We start from the raw sequence: 21,103 nt of genomic DNA, 5'->3' as shown, positions 1-21,103 counted from the left end.
TAAACAGTCTTAAAGTCACTCTCGACAGTGCTGTAAGCGTGACAAGCCCCGATAACCTTGGCGAAGTACAGACGACCTGGCAGGTCGTCTCTTCTACCCCAAAAGGAGATTGAGGCAACCATACCTCACCCCAGAGGCAACTCGACCTCTCCAACCCCGAAAGGGGATTCAAGGCGGTTGAAACCGCCGGGTCGTTTTCCTCTCAGGGCTGAAGTCACTGAGTTTCCCACTTACCGAGTATTTTTATGAGAAGTTCTGTGCCAATTGGGTGCTTGCTTTTTTTGTGGCTGTGTGCTGGTTCTATTGCTAGCGCCCAAACTAATCCACCAGCCCTCGATCAATTTTCTCCTAATCCTCTAGAAATTACCACACCCGATCCCCTAACTCCCGCCAGTGAATCTTTGAGCAGCACTCAGCGGGACGAACTGACAGCGGCTTTGGAGGAGTTAAACTTAGAAGCAGTGGCTAAACTGCAAGCTGGAGATGGGGCTGGTGCTTTTGAAATTTGGTTCCGAGAATTACGGCTGCGCAGGTATCTGGGCCCGGCGGCGGAAATTGCTGCTTTGAGTCGGGTGGGAAGTGTTGCTTGGAGTAACAGTAAAAACCTGGAACTACAGCTTATTACCAAACGGTTGCAAGCAATTCAAAAAGAAGTCAAATCCCAAGTACCAGTTAATACTGACTTGCTCCCCGCCTTGGCTGCAGCTTTTCAGCAGGTGCGCGCTAAAGGCCCGACTGTAGAAGTTTACCAAGAAATTCTCCAAAATGCGCGCCAAAACCAAGATATATTAGCTGAAGGTCAGATTTTGAAGGCGATCGCCCTAATTCACATCAATTGGTTGAGTTACGATAAAGCTGCTGCCGTGTATGAGGAATTGGCCACTTTAATTCAGGAAAACCGCGCTTTATTTGCTGCTAATTCTGCTGTACCAAATTCTGCTGTAGTTGCGGGAAACGGCGCGCCGCCGCAGCCTGTAACTCCTCCAACTGAGGTAGATACTCTGAGACAGTTAGCCTACGTTTACCAGCAGTCGAAACAACCCCTAAAGGCGATCGCCGCCCGTGAAAAACTAACATCGGTGTATCTTAACTTACAAAACCCGAGCGCTATACCAGCGCTCAAATTTGCGATCGCCACCGATTACCAAACCATAGGTCAAATCAATTTAGCAGCTCAATACTATCAGGAAGCATACAATCTAGCCGTCCCCATTCAACAGTATGCCCAAGCTAGTGAAGCTTTGGAGAAATTAGCTTTACTTTATCGATCGCAAAAGCAATGGGAGCCGACTTTGCGGATTTATCAAATGCAGTTGCTGTTAGAAGAGCGGGCTTACAATTTCTACGGATTGATGAACGCTTACGACAATATCGGTCAAGTTTATCAAGAGATGACGGCTTACGATAAAGCTTTGGAAGCCTATCAAAAAGGGTTGGAAGTGGCTAAAAGATTGGGACACCGACAAGAGTATTTTGCTAAGAAAATTCAAAAAGTTAACAAGCAATTGCAAAGGACTTCCTAGTTGTCAGCCGACAATAATGTCAATTTGCGATGTGAGTAATTTAAATGCAGTAAGGTGCGCATTGCGCACCCTACGAAAATACTTGGGACTGGTAACTTTCTCGCGACATAGAATAATATACTACATCAGTTTCGTAATAATGAGCATTTTTTTCATATTTCATGCCAACTTTCTGTATCACCCGCTGGGAGGCGATATTTTCTGGGCGGGCGATCGCAACTATTCTCTCCAACTTTAATATTTGAAATCCATAGTTGAGACTAGCAAAAGATGCTTCAGTCGCCAATCCTTGATTCCAATAAACTTTGTCGAGGGTATAGCCTAGCTCAACTTCCGGTGTCTGGTCCAGCAAAGCCAGTCCGCAGCGACCAATCATTTTACGGTCTATTTTATGTACTAAAGCCCACATTCCGAAGTTGTTTTCTTCCCAACATTTGAGTATGGTATGAATGGCGATTTCTGTTGCTTCTCTAGTTCTAACTCCTGCGAGGTATTTCATTATTTCCGGATCGCTGTAGATGCGGTACAGATCGTCTAAGTCCTCTGGCGTAAATTGTCTCAGATACAATCGGACTGTCTCTATCTCTCGCATGATTAATATAATTTTTACCACTAGATTATGATACCATTTTTGACAAGTCTTGCTACAAACATTTTGGTTGGGTTTCCTTCCTCAAGTCAACTAAACTACTTTTGACTGGTAGATTTTTCGCGAGATTGAATAATATACTCGCTCGGTATCCTCGAGGTTATGCTGGTATCTCATCCCCACTTTTTCCATTACCCGCCGCGAGGATCTGTTTTCGGTATTTGCAACAGCAACAATTTTTTTGAGTTTCAATGCTTCAAATCCATACTTGAGGCTAGCCGCTGCAACTTCCGATGCTAAACCTTTCCCCCAATACGCTTTTGCTAACACGTAACCGACTTCTACTTCAGGTGTTTTGCCTAAGAAGCGAAGCCCCCCGTCGCCGATCAATTGGTTATTTTCTTTATTGACAACAGCCCACAAACCGAAAGCGTGTTTTTCCCAATCTGCGATTATTAGAAATAAATCGGCTGCTGTTTCTTCTCTATTTCTGACGCCTTCGCTGACATAATTCATCACTTCTGAATCGCTGTAAAAGCGGTACAGATCCTCTAAGTCATTTGGCGTAAATTGTCTCAGATACAATCGGGCTGTCTCTATTTCTTGCATAATTTATAAGCAAAAAGTCTAATACACTTTCCTTGGGACGACGGTGAAATGTAGAATCTATCTCTTCAATGCAGTGAACTGCATTTTGAAAAGCCAGCATTTGACCCAGCAAATAAAACCAGTGGCGAACTCTATCTCCAAAGGCATAAAGTGGCAAGTAGCGGGTATCCGCAGTTGTAATAAATATGGGCGACTGAGTGCTATCGGGAGCGAGAATTTGCTGGATCTGTAGAAGATTCCCTAATTTAACTGACTCTATTTGCTACAATTATTAGTTGGATATATTGTACAGCTTTTTTGCTCAAATACCGATCGCACTGATATCGCCAGCGGGCCCTACAAGCCGCGCAGCGAAAAAACAGCTCGTTCTTCTCAGCAAAAGCCCCCGAATTTAGCAGCATAATAGCTTCGGCAATCTAAAATCTAAAATCTAAAATCTAAAATCGGATGACCATTTCCTCACCAGTAGCAGACACCAAAAACCAACCCGGCCGCGACACAGACTGGCGGTTATTCATGAGGTTGGCCTCTTACGCATGGCGCAGCAAACGCTTGTTGATTATTTCGATCGCACTATTAGTACCGCTAGCAGTCTCAGGAGCAATACAACCGATTCTCATCGGACAGGCAATTTCCGTAATTCGCGCGGAACCTACCTACGAATTTTTGCGGGGATTGCCTTTATCGGCTGCATTGAATATTCTGGCAGTTTTGCTGATGCTAACTATAACAATTAGATTAGCACTGCAATCAGTTCAAGGCTATTTAGTCACGAAAGTAGGGCAAATAATTACTACTGATATTAGAAATGATTTGTTCGTCCACGTCACATCGCTAGCAGTGAGATTTTTTGACCGCACTCCTGTCGGTAAACTGATGACTCGCCTCACCAGCGATGTCGAAGCTTTGGGGGAAGTGTTTTCCAGCGGAGCGATCGGCATTGTCAGCGATTTATTTTCAATTTTAGTAATTGCCATTTTCATGTTTACCCTGCAGTGGCAACTAGCTTTAATGTTGGTGCTGATGATGATACCAATTACCGGAGTCATAGTTTATTTCCAGCATCAATATCGCCAAGCAAATTACACTACCAGAGAAGAACTTTCCGATCTCAACGCACAACTGCAAGAAAACCTGACGGGTATTGGCGTAGTGCAGCTATTCCGCCGCGAAAGATTCAACTCAGAATTGTTTCGCGTCACCAATAAACTCTACATTAAAGCAGTTGATACAACTATTTTTTACGACTCAGCCGTATCTGCGACCTTAGAATGGATTGCATTAGTGGCGATCGCAGCCGTTTTGTGGATGGGCGGTCAAAGGGTTTTAGCCGGTAATCTTAACTTCGGTACTCTCTCTGCATTCATTTTATTTGCTCAGCGTCTCTTCGATCCGCTGCGGCAATTTGCTGAGAAATTTACTGCAATTCAAGCAGGATTTACGGCCGTCGAACGGATTAGCGATATCCTCAACGAACCGATCGAAATTAAAGATCCAACCATCGGGAAGAAGGAAGAAGGAAGTTCGGCAACGGATTCTGTAACGGATGTAACGGATGTAACGGATGTCAGGAAGAAGGAAGAAGGAAGAAGGGCAGGTTATTCACCGTGGTTGATAACTGGACATCCAGAGACAACTGCTTACAACTTGTCTCCGTTAGATCGAGAATTGGCAGATAATCATCAAAATCCAGCAAGTTCAGAATATCGTTTATTGCCTAACAATCCCAAATTCCCCCCCCCCAACCCCCCCAACCCCCCCAAGCTTCGGGGGGAAGAAAAGGCAAAATCCCAGAATTCTGAATCGGGAGAAATCCAATTTGACGACGTGTGGTTTGCTTACAAAAAAGACGAATATGTCCTGCAAAACCTCAATTTCACCATCAAATCCGGCGAAAAAGTAGCATTAGTCGGCCCCACGGGTGCGGGCAAAAGTTCGATTATCCGTCTCCTCTGCCGCCTTTACGAGCCCACCCGAGGGCGGATTCTGGTTAATCATGTGGATATTCGGGATTTGCCTCAAGCAGAGTTGCGCAGGCACATAGGCGTGATTATCCAAGATGGCTTTCTATTTGCTGGTGACGTGAAGAGCAATATCAGCCTGGGAGAAAATTACTCGATTGAGGAAATTCAAGCAGCAGCAGAAAAGACAAATGTTGCCAGATTAATTGAGGAATTGCCTCAAGGTTATGATACGCAATTGCGGGAACGGGGGACGAATCTTTCGGGGGGACAAAAGCAATTATTAGCGTTTGCTCGCGCCGCTATTCGCAATCCCAGTATATTAGTGCTCGACGAGGCAACTGCTAGTTTGGATGTGGGGACGGAAGCTTTAATTCAACAAGCTCTAGAGCGTTTGATGGCGGACAGAACGGCGATAATTATTGCCCACAGGCTCTCGACTATCCGAAATGTCGATCGCATTTTAGTGCTCAAACGCGGCCAATTAGTAGAGTCTGGCAGCCACGAAGAGTTGTTGCAGCAAGAAGGGTTGTATGCCAGTTTGTACAAGTTGCAAATGCTGGGAAGTTAACCGAAAAAGGAAGAAGGAATAAGGAAGGAAGAGGGTTTTTATTGGCGGGGTGACAAGGCCTCTGGAACCTTGATTGTAAAAGCATTGAAGCCGCTGAAGCTCCAAAAAGATAGTGCATTATAGACAGGCTTATTGACTCATAAGATTGTCCGAGATGCCTTGAACCTGATTCAAGGCATCTCGCCACTCTCTTTTATTGACTTATGCACAGCAAGCGTATCTTTTCGCTTCGTTACTCAACTCAAAACCTTTTGGGTGTTGGTTGAGGGATTAGTCTGCTGCACTTTCAGGTGGGTTTTCCAGCAAACTGTTGCCCGCAAATCCTGTCAAACAATAGATTAACCTTGTGACTTTGTTTTATTCTGCTGACTTGAATTCTTTCGTTTCAGCCATCCTCCCCAGCCCAAGGCTGCAGCTGCTGTGAGGATTGTGGTTGGTTCAGGCACAGACTCGGTAACGTCGGCGGTTTCAACTATCAGCCTGGGTTGGATACCTGAAAATTGGCCTCTTTCCAGGGCGAGACTACCAAAGTTCAAGGCGCGAATGCCAAACCCAGCAAAAGTATCGCCATTGCTAACTCGCTGATTAAGAAACGGAGTCACGTCAAAGCTAAGAATATCACCGGCAGATGATGATGAAACATCTACAGAACTTAACAATACTCCCGCTTCAAAATCTGAGGCATCGACTGTTCCGTTTCCTACATAGCCGAAGATACCAAGACTACCAGGGTTAGTAGCGCTCACTCCAAGACCATAGACTAGAAAAGTTAAAATCTCAGCCTGAAAAACAGCACTGCTAATAACTGTATTAGGGGCGAGAGAAAAGCTGCCGATATTGAATTCGGCAAACTGTGCTGTTTCACCCAACGTTCCCCTCACCACAGTATCAAAATTACCAGGGAAAACCAGGTCTCCCAGTCCGTCAAAGCGACCGGGGCCACCGAAGTAATATTGATCATCTAAATCTATGACTTCAAAAGTGATAGTAGGTGCAAAGGTAAACGAAGCTGCTTTAGCTTCTTCGCTGGCTCCCAGAACAAAACCTAGAGCGGTGCAAGCAGAGGCAACTGCGACTTTGTGGTAGAGATTTTTCATGAAAAGTAAATTTCCTTTTATCGTAAACAACTTGACTGGAAAGCTCATATCATGTCCGGTCGATTACCCCTAATACGGTAGGGGCGGGTTCACGAAAAATATCTGCCAATAATTGACAATCTCAAAAACCCGCCCTTTTAATCGCGGTCACTCGATCGGACATGATATCACTCACTAATCAAATTAGCTAAATACTAGCTAGCTTACTTAAAAACCCCTAGTTGTGTATTTAAATTATTAAATCTTAACCATAAGGTTAGCTGCATAAATGCTGTAGAGAGCAGGTAGCGTGAGCCCTTACAAAAACACAACCTTTGTTAAGCTTGCTAGATTGAAGAGTCGTTTAAAAAATCAACCGGATGAATTCATTAACTTTGTTTCAGAATATCAACAGCCACATCATCAGCATATTGAACCGAGTGCTGTCGTGAGAACTGGCTCACGCCTGCATCTGCGGAGTGTGGCAGGGCGAACGGTGGGCGCGAAGCAACCGTCGGCAAAATAACCGAATTAGCCACAATCACCGCAATGCTGTTCGGCGCGTGGCAGTGGTGGTCGCATCAGCTTGTGCTGTTAACTGTGCTGCCTCAATATGCGTTTTGGATGTTTGTTGGGGGATTAGTCGGCTGCACTTTCAGGTGGGTTTTCCAGCAAACTATTGCCCGCAAATTCTGTCAAACGATAGATTAACCTTTTGACTTTGTTTTATTCTGCTGACTTGAATTCTTTCGTTTCAGCCATCCTCCCCAGCCTAGGGCTATAGCTGCAGTGAGGATTGTGGTTGGTTCAGGCACAGACTCGGTAACATCGGCGGTTTCAACTATCAGGCTTGGCTTGATACCTGAAAAATTAGAAGTGTTTAGCGCCAGGCCACCAAAGTTCAAGGCACGAATACCAAACCCAGCAAAAGCATCGCCGTTGCTAACTCGCTGCTTAACAAACGGAGTTACATCAAAGTTAAGAATATCACCGGGAGATGAGGATGAGATATCTACAGAACTTAACAATACTCCTGCTTCAAAATCTGAGGCCTCGGCTGTTCCGTTTCCTACATAGCCAAAGATACCAACACTACCAGGATTAGTAGCGCTCACCCCAAGACCATAGATTAAAAAAGTGTCAATCTCACCCTGAAAAATAGCACGGCTAATAACTGTATTAGGGGCCAAAGAAAAACTCCCGATATTGATTTCGCCAAACTCTGCTGCTTCAGCAAAAGTTCCCCTCACAATGAAATCAAAATTCCCACTCTGAACTCTGTCTCCCCGGCCGTCAAAGTTATTATCGTTGACTTGAAAAGTAATAGTAGGTACCATAGTAAACGTAGCTGCTTTAGCTTCTTTGCTTGCTCCCAGGGCAAAACCTAGAGCGGTGCAAACAGAGGCAACTGCGACTTTGTGGTAAAGATTGTTCATGAAAACTAAATTTCCTTTTATCGTAAACAACTTGACTGGGAAGCTCACTGAGTAATCAAACTACCTAAATACTAGCTATAGCCTTTCTCAGTAACATGAGGTGCTCTCGCGGGCATAGGGCATAGGGCATAGGGCATAGGGCATAGGGCATAGGGCATAGGCCTCCGTGGGGATGGGCATAGGACTTGCCCCCATACCTCACCACGCGATCGAACCGCTATAGCTTACTTAAAAAACCATAATTATTTATTTAAATTATCACATCTTAACCAGAAAGTTACCTGCATAAATGCTGTAGAGAGCAGGTAGCGCCATTACCAAAACAGAACCGCTGCGAACCATCGCCTCACACCGAATCATCCATCCATGCACAAGCCGAACAATCCCCATGAACAGGCGGCGTTTCGTATTTGGGATAAGTCATTTCGCAGCGGAGACATCGGCCAGTAAACAGTGGGTGGGTATCCAAAAGTTCTAACTGTTATTCCAAAGTCCACCCCTGTCTCGGTTGCAGGATAAGTTCGCCGTTGTAGTAACTTGCACCTTCGGGTTCCCATAGTTCCTCCGGCGGGGCGTTGGGGTTGACGGGGTGACACGCAGGTTGAAAGCAAAGCTGCGTCAAGGTTTTGAGTTGAGTGACGACGCGAAAATATCTTCGCGGCGTGAGTCAATAAAAGAGAGTGGCGAGATCCCTTGAATCAGGTTCAAGGATGTCTCGGACAATCTTATGAGTAAGATAAGCCTGTCAATAATCCGCTATCTTTTTTGAGTTTCAGGGGCTTCAATGCTTTTACCATCAAAGTTCCAGAGGCGTTGTCACCCTGTCACTGATTTTTACCCTCTGCCCCTCTCCCACTCGGACACTCTCGCCTATGGGTAGCAGCTTATTATATCAAGTCTGATACTGAATACCCTGTAAGTTGGGTTGAGGAATGAAACCGAATACTATCGATTTTAAATTTTAAATTTGTTCTCGAATCTAAAATCTAAAATCTAAAATCTAAAATCGGATCACTTGCCTGAAATCATTTTCCCCAGGGTTTCCGGCAGGTGAATTATATGTTGAAAAAGCTGGTTTGGTCCGATGCCAAACAATAACTGCATCGCCAGCACAATAACTGCTAAAGAAATCGCTGTCCCGATGCTAGCTTTCAACACTTTAAAAGCCCAATTAAATACCAGCAAAGACACAAGTAAGGAAGCAATTAAGATAATTAGTTCTATTGGCATATAACATTTTTAACTCTATTTAAACTCTACATAACTTACGCATCAATACCAAATAAACCTGTTTTTTATGAGTGTTAAAGGCTCAAATGTAGTATTTACGTAAAAACCAGGTTTCTGCCTCCAGGACTACTGTACTTATTACTTTAAGCAATACTACCGCGTTTGCGTGTTTCCTTATAAGAAATTCCCACATTTTTTAAGCCGGCTTTAATCATTTGCTGCTCTAACAAAGCGAAAAAGCGAGTTCGATCGCCTCCCGTGACTACCGCTTGATTGTGAGCTTCTGCTAGCGTCACCGGATAGCCGCCGCCTTTGTGTACCTGAGCGAGCATCATTCCCAATGCTAAATCTAGCTGTGCTGTATCTTGTGCTACCCATTCCGGCACTTCTATCCTAGCAATTTCTGTGCCGACGTGAACGTAACAGAAATAAACTGAATTCAGGCCGTACAAATCTAAGATTCGAGCTTGGGATTTCCATAAAGGACTTCTTTGTCCCGGTGACAGGATTGTTGCCCACAAGATGGCATCCCGCAAGGGTTCAAATTCTTGACAAGGTGCTTTTTCGGCGAAAGAAATTGTGGCTGCAAATCCGACGTTCGGGCAATTTGTCATGCAGTCTGGTACTTCGTGGGTGCAAGCTTCAAACCGCAAAAAAGATAAGCTGTCGCTGCTGCGAGAAGCGCTTAAGTATCCTAAGAGGGGAATTCCTGCTAAACGCAACTTGTGCCAAGCTTCTAAAATTGGCTGCAAAATTTGATCGCGCGCTTCGCTGGGTAACTGTTCCAAAAACCAATAAATCAGGGAACCGTCTACCATGGCTAAAGCTGGCGCGGGCAATTTATTGTCGTTAACTTTTGCCCAATTTTCGCCCATTTCTGCCAAGGCAATTGCTTCGGAAACGGCGCGCCGATATCCCATCCATTCTTCGGTTCTAATTCCCCACTGCCGCGAACCGTACAAGTCTTCGGGTTTGTAGAAAACCTCGGGTACGCTGTCTAAAACTGGGTGGCGACTTTGCCCGTAGTGTAGCATGACAGTGCCGACGTTTAGCAAGTAGCAGTAGGCTATTTCGTGATGGTTAGGGGAAATTTGCGAGCCGTCTGTGGCAAAGACTGTGTGAGCGGCGGGGGGTGCGGTGATGTAGGTGCGATCGTCTAAGGGCTCGATCGGCGTAGCAGCATTAAATAAAGTGCGATCGCGCCAACTCTCTTGCAATTCCACCAATTTTTCCTGTTCCGCTGCAGCCTTGATCAGCAAATTCTGAGCCACTTCCAAACGCTGACGAGCCGCCTGAGCTTCCACATTCAAATGTTGGCTCATTCCCTGCATTGCCTTGGCTGCTTTAGTTAAATCGAGCATTGGTTTTAAGTCTCAATATTAGAAAGCTTTCAATTTTAGTTCGCGATCGCACTCGCGAGCTCAGAAACCCGGTTTCTTCGTTGATTTCTCATTACCAAACCGAAAACTGGTAGAAACCGGGTTTCTCACCCGATGAGAAATATTTTAAGTTGATTTCGCGATCGCACTCGTCGCAAAAGCTAAACCCGGTTTCTTGGTAAATTTGTCCTTACTAAACCCAAAACTCGTATCAACCGGGTTTCTCTGCCCCACCTGTGGGCCCTGAAGCTGAGAAATTATCAAAACAATTTTCAAATTGTCGGTTACCAAGCTTGCTTTTTTGGTCAGCCACATGGTTTGATGGACGAAAATATTTCCTTGTAGCCCCAGAAACTGTAAAAAATTTAGTTTCTCAGGTCAAGAATGCGTGCAAGACTGTATCAAAAAAAAATAATTTTTTGGGTCGAGATTCTTGCTTTTTTGGGGGATTTTTGTTATATTTATATTATAATGGGAATCTGTCCAAAAATATTATTTTTGCAACCATCCCATTATATAAAAATACCATACCATCGCCGTCAAAGTCAACAAAAAAACTGTAAAATTTTGTGAGTTTTTTTGACTCTGACAAGCAAAAAAAAATCCCACCTGCAAACAAATCTAACATCAACATTCGGCCGGCAGCCAATCGGCAAAATCTCCGGCAAACTGCGACAGAGAAAGCAATTGAACGGGTGGGTTTTGGGCAACCGATTCCCGTTCTGGCAAAGTATTGTAACCCCAATCAGCCAAAAATAACCTCACTTGAGATAAATCCGGCTGCTGCTTCACCGACAGCAAAGTTTTTAAGCGGTCTTCCACAAACCAAATAGTCGAATCTTTGCCAGACGCTGCCAAAAATTCCCGCAAAGTTTGGTGTTTCGGCTTGTTGTATTCCTTGCCAAAAATCAACTCGGACGGCATTTGTACGCCTGCTAGCTGCAAAAGTTCCCGCACAAAACGACCTTCCTTCGTAGTGACGATCGCCACTTTCACCGAACTCTCCTGCAAGGATTGCAAGCGATCGGCAACCCCTGGATAAAAGCGGTGCAAAGACAGCCACCCAGATAAATCATCAGCAATCCAATTATCGCGCAATCCGTCTAACATAGCGCCGATAGACTGCGCTTTCAAATTATTTTCGGTCAATAAATGCGGTACTATATTGGGCCACTCCAGCAAAATTTGCTCTGGGGAAAAGCCTGTCAGCAGTGCACGGATCAGCAGCGGCATTTCCCAACCAGTTTCGATGGCGGGCCGCACTCGGTAAAAACTCAAAGCTAAATCTGCATCGGGCACTGTTTCGACTGGTTTCCAGATTTGACAGTAGGTACGCCAAGCTGTTTGGAAATATTCGATTAGTCCGTCACAAATCACACCGTCAAAATCAAGAGCTAGAATTGTCGGAAAGTTATTAGCCATCAATCTATCGATTTTAGATTTTAGATTTTAGATTTGGGATTTGGGATTGAAGAATTGAAGAAAGCGAGCTCACGGATCAATCCGGGGACTTGTTATCCGATACTAGGTTTTTTAGTTCTGCACGACTCAATCCGGGGGCTTCTACCCTGGCTGCTTTCGGTCAATCTATCGATTTTAGATTTTAGATTTTAGATTTTGGATTGAAGAATTGGAGAATTGAAGAATTGAAGAAAGCGAGCTCATATCATGTCCGGTCGATTACCAGAAATCAGGTAGGGGCGGGTAAACCTGCCAATATCTGCCAATAATTGACAATCTCAAAAACCCGCCCGGTCGGGATATTATGGTCAATCCATCGGACATGATATCACGGATCAATCCGGGGACTTGTTATCCGATACTAGGTTTTTTAGTTCTGTACGGATCAATCCGGGGGCTTCAACCCTGGCTGCTTTGGGTCAATCGATTTTAGATTTTAGATTTTAGATTTTGGATTGAAGAATTGAAGAATTGGAGAATTGAAGAAAGCTAGGTCAGGGATCAATCCGGGGACTTGTTATCCGATAGTAGGTTTTTAGTTCTGCACGGATCAATCCGGGGGCTTCTAGCCTGGCTGCTTTCGGTAACTGGATAGAAGAATAGAAGAATAGAAGAATTGACTGTGCAAACACTCAGCAGTGATTAGTCAAGAGTCGTTATTCAAAAGACTGAACTAGCGGTTGATCGGCAATCGATTCTAGTCCTTGGGACTGCAACAATTGCGTCCACTCGGCCCTGGGTGCCGAATCATCGGGTGCGAGGCGCCGCATTTGGGCTAGAGTAGCAAGAGTGTCGTACCAAATCCCATTTTTAGCATAAGCGATCGCCCTAGCCATAGGGTCGGCATTTGCCAAATCCTTCTTGAGAGTTTCCTGCGGTTCAATTCGCTGCACGATTCCGTTAACAAAATAATTCCCCGACGGATCGTCATCGCAAGCCACCGAAAACGACCACTGATATCGCTGGCCAATCTCAAGAAATTTTTGGCGATCGGCGATAGCAGGAATACTGACCTCAACTATCCCGGGTTTGTCAACTTTGAAAGTAGTTTTGTAAACCTCGGTTCCTTCTTCATCGTCAGTTTGTAAAGTAAACTCGACTGGAGTCGAAGACTGAGAAACGTAGGCAAAGAATGTTGGCGACTCTCCTAGCGTTAAACCATCATTGCTTTTAGGTATTAAAGGAATAATAGATAAATCCTTGGGACAAGCGTCGCCTCGATGCGTCCCCCCTTGCCGGTTGTCGGGGGCTGTTACATCTGGGGGATGGAAATTAACATTCTGACTCAGGAGAATTGGTGCAGGCACAGCCTGCATCGGTGTAAGCAAACTGGAGAGAGTAACTGCGATCGCAAATACAGCCATCGCCAGTGCAGTAAAATTTAGAAAACGTTTCATAAAAAAATTCGGTAAGTGGGTTCCTAGCGCGTCTTTAGACTGCTCGTGGGAAACGACTCGGGGCTTTCAATAAGTGAGTGAATCTTCAAAAGGCGTAACCATAGCTATCTTTGCCATGGACAATTTTGCAGTATCGGTGGCTGATTCCTGGAACTAATTCTGATCCTGAAATCTTGAATGAGCCACTTGAACCCCAGGCAACACGACCCACATATTTACTTATTTTCTTACCAGTCGTAAGCACCGCTTTTACAATATCACAGTTTGAAAACCTTTGACAGACTTGTTTCTCGGAACATACCAAGATGGGAATCCAAACTTATCCGTGCGGCAGATTTGACGAGTTGGGTGTCCCCTCGCTTTAATTAACAGCGGCTTGTGTGTGAGAACTTCTAGCGATTCAACTTGACCCACACAGGCAACATCAAGCCAATGGGTTTTAGGTAGTTCTAATCGAGTACGGTTGAACTTAGTCAATCCACCAGAACCAGTCACCACAGGCAATCCCGTTTCTTTCAGGCGATTAAACAAAGCCCATCGAGTGGAATTTACAGCAGCAGCATCCTTGAGGGGACGTTTAGCTTGTGCGAGAATGCGCTTCCGAATATCAGGTTTTTTAGCTAAAAACTGTGTTTTTAGCACCTTTCTTTTGGTTGCACGAAGGGCACGCAAGGCAGAGATTAGAAATTCGATTGCTTCCACCCTTGGCTCTCGGATAAATATGCTTAACTTGCAATGCTATATTTTCCACACCGAAGTAAGCACATTTTCTCTCCCACTTATTGAGTAAATACTCACGGATTTCGTAACCTGGCAATTCTCCTTGTTAATATTCAATCCCTAAAAATTCAGGATTTTCTAATCGTTGTAGGTCAAATCGGACAAGCTCTTGAACGATTGAACCGATAGGTGCAAGTGGGAGCAATTTTTTGATCCAAGTTAGAGTTTTTTCTGCCCGATGTTGCAAGGATGGTGCTAACCAACCCTTGGGACGGGTGCGATTCAAGAACCTTGCTTGGCAGTATGGTGTGTGACGATTTATTCGTGAGTGACGCAACTCGTTTCGGGATTCAAGACTTGTTTTGCTCGATTGACGGCGATGGGTTAATGCTGGGTCAACGACGACTTTTTCTCCCTGCACTAATGCGATACCTGTGGTTTGAGAGCCGGGGTCTATTTTTAAAGTGATTGATTCAGGGGTTGCTGTTACTACCACTTTTAAAATGATCGTAAACGGATCCCTCCGAAATACAGCAGCTTTTCCGGCGTTCAACAACCTACGTGCTTTACCAGGATGAACCGGTAAGAGTGGTCGTTTCTCAGTATCTAGAACAAAAACAAGATTAGACATTTTAAGTCCTCCCTTGCGGGGTAAAGTTAGCTTCGACCTCGTTATCTGGGTTCTTGCGGCTTACAACAATGTTGAGCGTGACTTGAGAACTGTTTAATTGAAAGCGACACAGCGGGAAACTAGCGTCGCATTCAAGGAGTGTTTTGACCCTGATAACCGAGGCCGTGAAGAGTTAGACTCGTCAGTATAGCTTGCAAACTATTCTTGCAAGCGAGGGTTCCTTTAGGGCTTAGTTATTGACTCTTTCACCAAATTGTAGAGATGTGATAGAGCCCATCTCTACTTTTAAGCCGGAGTTAAAACTCCGGCCGCGAGCGGGTAAATTTGTCAATTTTCACCTAGCCATAGGAAGACTGACAAAACTTCAACAAATAGCGAGCTTTAAAGAGGCTGAACCAGCAGCGGTTGAGCTGCAACTGATTCCAGTCCTTGGGACTCCAATAATTGCGTCCACTTGGCTGTCAGCCTCGCATCCCCAGGTGTCTGGCGCCGCATTTGGGCTAAAGTAGCGAGAGTTTCGTACCAAATCCCATTTGTAGCGTAAACGTTGAGCTTAGTCATCTGGTCGGCATTTGCCAAATCGCTCTTGAGAGTGGCCTGGGGTTCAATTCGCTGCACGAACCCTTTAACAACTAAATCTCCCGATCGGTCTTCGGGGTCGCAAACTAGCGAAAATGACCACACGTATCGCTTACCAACTTCAAGGGATTTGTTGTTGCCCATAGCAGGAATGGTGACTCCAACAATCCCTGATTTGTCAAGTTTAAATGTTTTTTCGTAGACCACTTCCTCTTCTTTCTCGTTGAGGACAGTAAACTCTATTTTTGCCGAGGTTTGAGGAACATAGACAAAAATTGTGGGAGACTCTGTTAGGGTTAAACCGATATTAGTTGGAGGCACTAAAGGAGTAATAGACAAACCCGCCGGACAAAGCTTGCTGCCGCGATGTGTCCCTCCTTGTCGGCTGGTGGGGGCTGTTACGTCGGGAGGATTGAAATTAACATTTTGACTCAGCAGAAGCGGCTGGGCTTGTGCCCGCATCGGTGCAAGTGAACTGGGGAGGGTCGCTGCCATCGCAGATACGGCGACCGCAAGTGTAGCTTGACGTAGCAAACGTTTCATTTTGTTGTACCTTTCACTATAATATTGCAAACACAGGTATTTGCTGATGGCGACAAATATTTTGGAGCTGCTAGTAGATGGCGTAGATACACTATTTTAATCTTGACATATTATCCATAACATTAATTAATTCGATCGGCAAGGGGATTATCCGTCGGGAAAATCAGCCAACCTAGGTCGCCAGTATCATTGCATACAGTTGCTGGGTGCCAAATGTAAAATTTTGTAACAAAGCGGTCGGAGTTCCTGGGTGTCCTAAGATGGAGGAAGTCTCCGGCAGGCCATAAAGGCGAAACAACTGCTGTTCCAGAAACAAGTCAAACTTTTATGCTGGGATAATGAGTAAAATATCTAACAAAATTCGATCGGCAGCGGCTCAAGTGAGTCAAATGTATAAACCATCACTAGCATTTGCTAAGTCTGTATTAATTGCCAGCGCGGCAGTAACATTATCCTTGATGGGGGCCAGACAGCTAGGAATACTCGAACCCATAGAATTAAGCGTTTACGACCAAATGGTGAGGTGGCGTCCCGAGGAACAGCCAGACTCGCGCTTGCTAGTTGTGGGGATTACCGAAGCAGACATTCAGAAACTGCAGGACTGGCCGATACCCGATCGCAAAATAGCTGAAGTCTTACAAAAACTGGAAAAAATGCAGCCTGCAGTCATCGGTTTAGATGTACTGCGAGACGTACCTTTAGGAGACGGGCGCGAGGAATTAACTAAAGTTTTACAAAAAAGCGATCGAATTATCGGGGTATGTTTAGTCACCGACGGCAGCCCGGACAATCCCGGTTCTCCGCCTCCGCCGGGAATCCCAGAAAACCGGGTGGGATTTGCAGATTTCGGAGTCGATCCAGGCGGCATACTCCGCAGGTCTTTATTATTTATGAAACCACCGAAAATTGAGGGCAACTCCTCGGTAGAGAAACATCTTTGCAATGACAACTCTCAAGTTTTATATTCCTTCAACCTCAAGCTAGCACTCCGCTACCTGCAAGGGCAAAAAATTTATCCCCACCTGGCACCTGATCAATCTTTATGGCTGGGAAAAACCCAATTAAAACGACTACAAAGTAATGACGGAGGATACACAAATGTCGATGCCAGGGGATATCAAATATTAATTAACTATCGTTCCAGGCGGAAAGTCGCAAACCAAGTCAGAATTACGGATGTTTTAGAAGGGAAAGTTGACCCGCATTTAGTTAAAGATAAAATAGTTCTGATCGGTTACACCACAGAAACCGTTAAAGATTTATTTTATACTCCTTACAGTGGGCAACAGCAAAACAACCAATTCATGCCGGGTATCGTGGCACACGCACAAGTAGTCAGCCAAATTTTGAGTACAGTTTTAGACAACAGACCGATGTTTTGGTTTTGGCCGGAATGGGCAGAAATCTTGTGGATTTCGGGATGGTCAATTGTGGGAGGAACCTTGGCATCGCGGATAGCTCACCCAGCGAAGTTGGGGGGGGCATTCGCAGCCATGCTGTCCGGGTGCTGCGCGATCAGCTTTGGGATTTTTCTGTTGGGAGGGTGGGTGCCTGTGACAGCGCCAACCTTAGCATTAGTCCTAGCTGGCAGTAGCATAGTATCAGCAGACAGATTTAATAAAGCCGGATACGGGAAAGCAATTAGGGATCGAGTAAAACAAGTCTTCAAAATCGAAATAGACCAAGCCAAAAAAGCACAGCAAGTCGCAGAAATCACAGAATCTGATTTCTTTAGAGAATTGCAGCGAAAGAAAGATAAACTGAGGGGTAGCAAACCAGAAACCTCTGAAAAAGCACCTTCCGATCCCCAAAAAATAACTGCTGGTGTCCCAGAGCTTCCCAAAGCCGAAAGTCAGACTGACGAATACTTACCTCCGTTGGAGCAAACAGCTAAACAGCAGAATCAGCCCGTCGCCGTGACTGAATTGGAAACCAGCTCAAAAACCGGTGTGGCTCCTGATGCCGGCGGCGGTGCTAGTTCAGCCGAAACCAAACCAGATGACGAGTTCAGTCATTTGCAAGCCAAAGCCAAACTGATGCGGCAGCGCAGGGGCGCAGAAAAGAGGATACAAGATGAAAAAATTGAGAGTTTAGCAGACAAGGAGGATTTGGGGGACAAGGAAGAATGACAGAGAACTCGACTGCATCGAGAATTGCATCATAATTAATTCTCGCCGTTTCTTACCCTCATACGCAGATCATGTCCAAAATCATCTCTGTCCACTCTTACCGCGGCGGAACTGGCAAATCGAATACGACAGCAAACCTGGCAGCTATTATCGCTCGCGGCGGAAATCGGGTCGCCATTGTGGACACCGACATTCAATCGCCGGGGATTCACGTGCTGTTCGGTTTCAGCGAGAGCAACATGGATCGCTGCCTGAACGATTACCTGTGGGGCCGGTGTCCGATCGGGGATACAGCCTACGATGTGAGTTCGCTGCTGCCCAAATTAGCCAGTAACGGCACGCTCTACCTGATTCCTTCGAGCATTAAAGCAGGGGAGATAGCGCGAGTTTTGCGCGAAGGCTACGATGTGGGCCTGCTTACCGACGGCTTTCAAGAACTGATCGATGTTCTGGACTTAGACTACCTATTTATCGACACGCACCCGGGGCTCAACGAAGAAACCCTCCTCAGCATCACCATTTCCGACATCCTGTTACTGATTCTGCGTCCGGATCAGCAAGATTTTCAGGGAACGGCTGTCACGGTAGATGTGGCCCGAAAATTAGAAGTTCCCAAGATTTTGATGACGATCAATAAAGCCCCTGAATCCCTAGATTTCGAGGATTTGAAGCAGCAAGTAGAGAGTATTTACAACATCCCAGTTGCAGGGGTGCTGCCCCACAGCGACAAGATGATGCTTCTCGCCAGCAAGGGGGTGTTTGTGCTGCACTTCCCTAAAGATCCTCTAACTCAGGTGGTGGAAGGGATTGCGAAACTGATTTTGGAATAAGTGGTGCAGCGAATGTCGAGATCCCCCGCGAGTTTGAGTTTCGATCTCAATTCTTGTGCAGCGATGTCCTCCTGCGTCTGGGGCTGCTGGCCCAGGAATTTCAAAGGCGACAATATTTGGTTAAAGAGTCAGGAGAATGGCGACAAAATGAGATACAAATAGATTATGAGAATTTGTTAAAAAACTTTAGGAGGAGAACTCATGGATTTTGACTTCCGCATACTAATAGTATTGATGCCCGTATTGTTGGCGGGCGGCTGGGCAGCTTACAACATCGGCACTTTAGCTCTCAAACAAGTGCAGAAAATGTTTAACAACCAAGCTTAAACTCAGCCTCTTTTCAGCTAATTCCGCAGCCGACTGTTTTTTGAGATACAAAACAGCCGGCTGATTTGTGCATAGGCTCTGCTTAAGTGATGGCGGATTTTGGGCAGGGGGGCAATTTACGACTGCACAGAGATGGGTCGAAAGCGAAAGAAAAGTTATATTGAAAGGTTAGGCAGAAACCGGGTGCGATCGACCAAAATACTTTGTTGCAGCAGACGAGGGTGGGTAAAAAAACCGGCGTTGCGAAAGCGAGGCAATCTGGTAACTCGGGATTTTGATGTTTTGGGCTCTAGTCATATCGTTTCCGGTTGCATCGGAATGATTTAACCGCAGAGGGCGCTCTTAACGCAGAGGGAGAGAATACAGAGAGGAATAATTCCGATGCTACCGGATTTGATATCAGAAGTTGTGAGTAGAGTGCGATAAAAATATTTGGCAAGCACGTTCTGGCAGAAAATATGAGACAATCACAAAAGTATTTGCCCTGACAATCGCCCTAAAAACTGCCAAGTTTAACTGCTAGGGAATATCGGTCAAATTGTCAATGTTTAATTCCTATATCTTTAGATAGATTATGCTTTTTCCCCGCTCAAGTGGCATGCTACTCCACCCCACATCCTTTCCCAGCCGATTTGGCATTGGGGACATGGGAATAGAAGCATATCGCTTTATTGACTTTTTAGTAGAGAGCGACCAGCAATACTGGCAGGTATTGCCGCTGGGGCCGACAGGATACGGCAATTCTCCTTATTCGTGCTATTCAGCAATGGCGGGAAATCCGCTGCTGATCAACCCAGAACTGCTGCAGGACGAGCAATTACTTGCCGATGAAGACTTCGCTAATTTACCAGAATTTCCGCTCGATTATGTAGACTTCGAGCGGGCGATCGCCCTGAAAGTGCCTTTGCTCAAAAAAGCTTGCGAAAACTTCAAAGCCAAAGCATCGCCGATCCAGCAAAAAGAATTCTCAGCTTTTTGCGAAAGCAAAGAGAATTGGCTGGAAGATTACGCCTTATTTATGGCACTAAAAGACAACTTTGGCGGTGTTAGCTGGAACAATTGGGAACCAGAAATTGCCCGTCGAGAACCCGAGTCTCTAGAGAAGTGGCGCCAGCAGCTAAATGCTGAGATTTATTACTACAAATACGTCCAGTTTGAGTTTTTTCGCCAGTGGACGGAGTTGAAACGCTATGCCAATCTGCGGGACATTAAAATTATTGGCGACATTCCGATTTATGTAGCTCACGACAGCGCGGATGTGTGGTCTCATCGAGAAATATTCTGCTTGGATGAAGCCAGCGGAGAACCAGCTTTAATGGCGGGAGTTCCCCCGGATTACTTCAGCGAAACAGGTCAATTGTGGGGCAACCCCGTCTACAATTGGGAGAAGTTGCAAGCAAATAATTTCGAGTGGTGGGTGGAGCGTTTTGAAGCGATTTTTGCTTATGTAGACGTGACTCGGATCGACCACTTTCGAGGATTTGAGGCTTACTGGGCCGTGAAGCGCGGGCAAGAAACTGCTATGTACGGAGAGTGGATTAAAGCGCCGGGAACAGCTTTGTTGGATCTAATTAACCAGAAGTTTGGCAACTTGCCGATTATCGCTGAGGATTTAGGGGTAATTACTCCAGAAGTGGAAGCTTTGCGCGATCGATACGAGTTTCCAGGAATGAAGATTTTGCAGTTTGCTTTCGGCGCGGGCCCTGGCGATCCTTTTTTGCCTTTCAACTACGATCGCAACTGCGTAGTTTACACCGGCACCCACGACAACGATACGACTGTCGGCTGGTTCAATCAACTGTCAAACTACGAAAGAGATGAGGTTTTGCGTTATTTGGGCTGCATCGATCCCCAAGGAATCCACTGGTCTTTAATCCGCATGGGTTGGATGTCTATTGCTAATATGGCAATTGTGCCGTTTCAAGATTTGTTGGGTTTGGGTACTGACGCGAGGATGAATTTTCCGGGGAAACCAGAGGGAAATTGGGGCTGGCGGTATCGGCCCGAAGCTTTGAATAGGGAAGTTGGCGATCGGCTCAAAACCATGACTTACATCTCCGGGCGCGCTCCCCAGAAAAATTGATCGTCTGGAATGGGTAGTTCGTAATGGGT

At 45.5% G+C, this 21,103-nt stretch carries 15 protein-coding genes and 1 pseudogene; 6 read left to right on the top strand and 10 right to left on the bottom strand.

The genetic code is table 11. The annotated features are described in order from the left end of the window. Positions 1-245: 245 nt before the first annotated feature. On the top strand, positions 246-1,523 hold the full coding sequence (locus ACUVJL_RS06935) for a tetratricopeptide repeat protein (protein WP_445245185.1): 1,278 nt from the start codon (positions 246-248) through the stop codon (positions 1,521-1,523). Between the two features lie 70 nt (positions 1,524-1,593). Here ACUVJL_RS06935 and ACUVJL_RS06930 read toward each other — a convergent pair whose 3' ends face one another. Both ACUVJL_RS06930 and ACUVJL_RS06925 read right to left on the bottom strand, forming a co-directional pair. After that, complete coding sequence (locus tag ACUVJL_RS06930) at positions 1,594-2,115, bottom strand: GNAT family N-acetyltransferase (RefSeq protein ID WP_445245184.1); 522 nt, start codon at positions 2,113-2,115, stop codon at positions 1,594-1,596. Between the two features lie 90 nt (positions 2,116-2,205). After that, positions 2,206-2,721, bottom strand: coding sequence for a GNAT family N-acetyltransferase (locus ACUVJL_RS06925; protein WP_445245183.1), 516 nt, complete (start codon positions 2,719-2,721; stop codon positions 2,206-2,208). Between the two features lie 447 nt (positions 2,722-3,168). Here ACUVJL_RS06925 and ACUVJL_RS06920 point away from each other — a divergent pair, with 447 nt between their 5' ends. Then, complete coding sequence (locus tag ACUVJL_RS06920) at positions 3,169-5,253, top strand: ABC transporter ATP-binding protein (protein WP_445245182.1); 2,085 nt, start codon at positions 3,169-3,171, stop codon at positions 5,251-5,253. Between the two features lie 338 nt (positions 5,254-5,591). Here the strand turns inward: ACUVJL_RS06920 and ACUVJL_RS06915 are convergent, their stop codons facing one another. The 8 genes and pseudogenes from ACUVJL_RS06915 to ACUVJL_RS06880 all read right to left on the bottom strand — a co-directional run bounded on the left by ACUVJL_RS06915 (position 5,592) and on the right by ACUVJL_RS06880 (position 15,705). Continuing rightward, a complete protein-coding gene (locus ACUVJL_RS06915) occupies positions 5,592-6,350 on the bottom strand; it encodes a PEP-CTERM sorting domain-containing protein (RefSeq protein ID WP_445245181.1) in 759 nt (252 codons plus the stop codon). Between the two features lie 686 nt (positions 6,351-7,036). Beyond that, on the bottom strand, positions 7,037-7,765 hold the full coding sequence (locus ACUVJL_RS06910; protein ID WP_445245180.1) for a PEP-CTERM sorting domain-containing protein: 729 nt from the start codon (positions 7,763-7,765) through the stop codon (positions 7,037-7,039). Between the two features lie 1,011 nt (positions 7,766-8,776). Next, entirely contained in the window at positions 8,777-8,995 is a 219-nt protein-coding gene (locus ACUVJL_RS06905) for a hypothetical protein (RefSeq protein WP_445245179.1), read from the bottom strand. A gap of 143 nt (positions 8,996-9,138) precedes the next feature. After that, positions 9,139-10,356 (bottom strand): DNA double-strand break repair nuclease NurA, encoded by a 1,218-nt coding sequence (locus ACUVJL_RS06900; RefSeq protein ID WP_445245178.1) that lies wholly within the window; start codon positions 10,354-10,356, stop codon positions 9,139-9,141. A gap of 645 nt (positions 10,357-11,001) precedes the next feature. After that, complete coding sequence (locus ACUVJL_RS06895; RefSeq protein WP_445245177.1) at positions 11,002-11,796, bottom strand: HAD family hydrolase; 795 nt, start codon at positions 11,794-11,796, stop codon at positions 11,002-11,004. 695 nt (positions 11,797-12,491) lie between these two features. Next, positions 12,492-13,232: a DUF928 domain-containing protein gene (locus ACUVJL_RS06890; protein WP_445245176.1), complete on the bottom strand. Its 741-nt coding sequence runs from the start codon at positions 13,230-13,232 to the stop codon at positions 12,492-12,494. An 85-nt stretch (positions 13,233-13,317) separates the two neighbouring features. Next, positions 13,318-14,583, bottom strand: a pseudogene (iscB, locus tag ACUVJL_RS06885) (RNA-guided endonuclease IscB). Between the two features lie 381 nt (positions 14,584-14,964). After that, a complete protein-coding gene (locus ACUVJL_RS06880; RefSeq protein WP_445245175.1) occupies positions 14,965-15,705 on the bottom strand; it encodes a DUF928 domain-containing protein in 741 nt (246 codons plus the stop codon). Positions 15,706-16,043: 338 nt separating this feature from the next. Between ACUVJL_RS06880 and ACUVJL_RS06875 the strand changes: the two genes are divergently transcribed. The 4 genes from ACUVJL_RS06875 (at position 16,044) to malQ (ending at position 21,074) form a co-directional block, all read left to right on the top strand. Beyond that, the gene (locus tag ACUVJL_RS06875) at positions 16,044-17,834 is read left to right on the top strand and encodes a CHASE2 domain-containing protein (RefSeq protein ID WP_445245174.1); all 1,791 of its coding nucleotides are present in this window, start codon (positions 16,044-16,046) and stop codon (positions 17,832-17,834) included. A gap of 71 nt (positions 17,835-17,905) precedes the next feature. Next, a complete protein-coding gene (locus tag ACUVJL_RS06870; protein WP_445245173.1) occupies positions 17,906-18,664 on the top strand; it encodes a MinD/ParA family ATP-binding protein in 759 nt (252 codons plus the stop codon). A gap of 201 nt (positions 18,665-18,865) precedes the next feature. Next, positions 18,866-18,991 carry a photosystem II protein Y gene (locus ACUVJL_RS06865; RefSeq protein WP_332960340.1) on the top strand — a complete coding sequence of 42 codons (126 nt, stop codon included), beginning with the start codon at positions 18,866-18,868 and terminating at the stop codon, positions 18,989-18,991. Positions 18,992-19,565: 574 nt separating this feature from the next. Beyond that, entirely contained in the window at positions 19,566-21,074 is a 1,509-nt protein-coding gene (gene malQ, locus ACUVJL_RS06860; protein WP_445245172.1) for a 4-alpha-glucanotransferase, read from the top strand. Positions 21,075-21,103 lie beyond the last annotated feature (29 nt).

It is taken from the genome of Microcoleus sp. OTE_8_concoct_300 (assembly GCF_031383065.1).
Taxonomy (GTDB): Bacteria; Cyanobacteriota; Cyanobacteriia; order Cyanobacteriales; family Microcoleaceae; genus Microcoleus.
The sequence above is the reverse complement of the archived record's forward strand: the minus strand, read 5'-3'. Positions and strand labels throughout refer to the sequence as shown.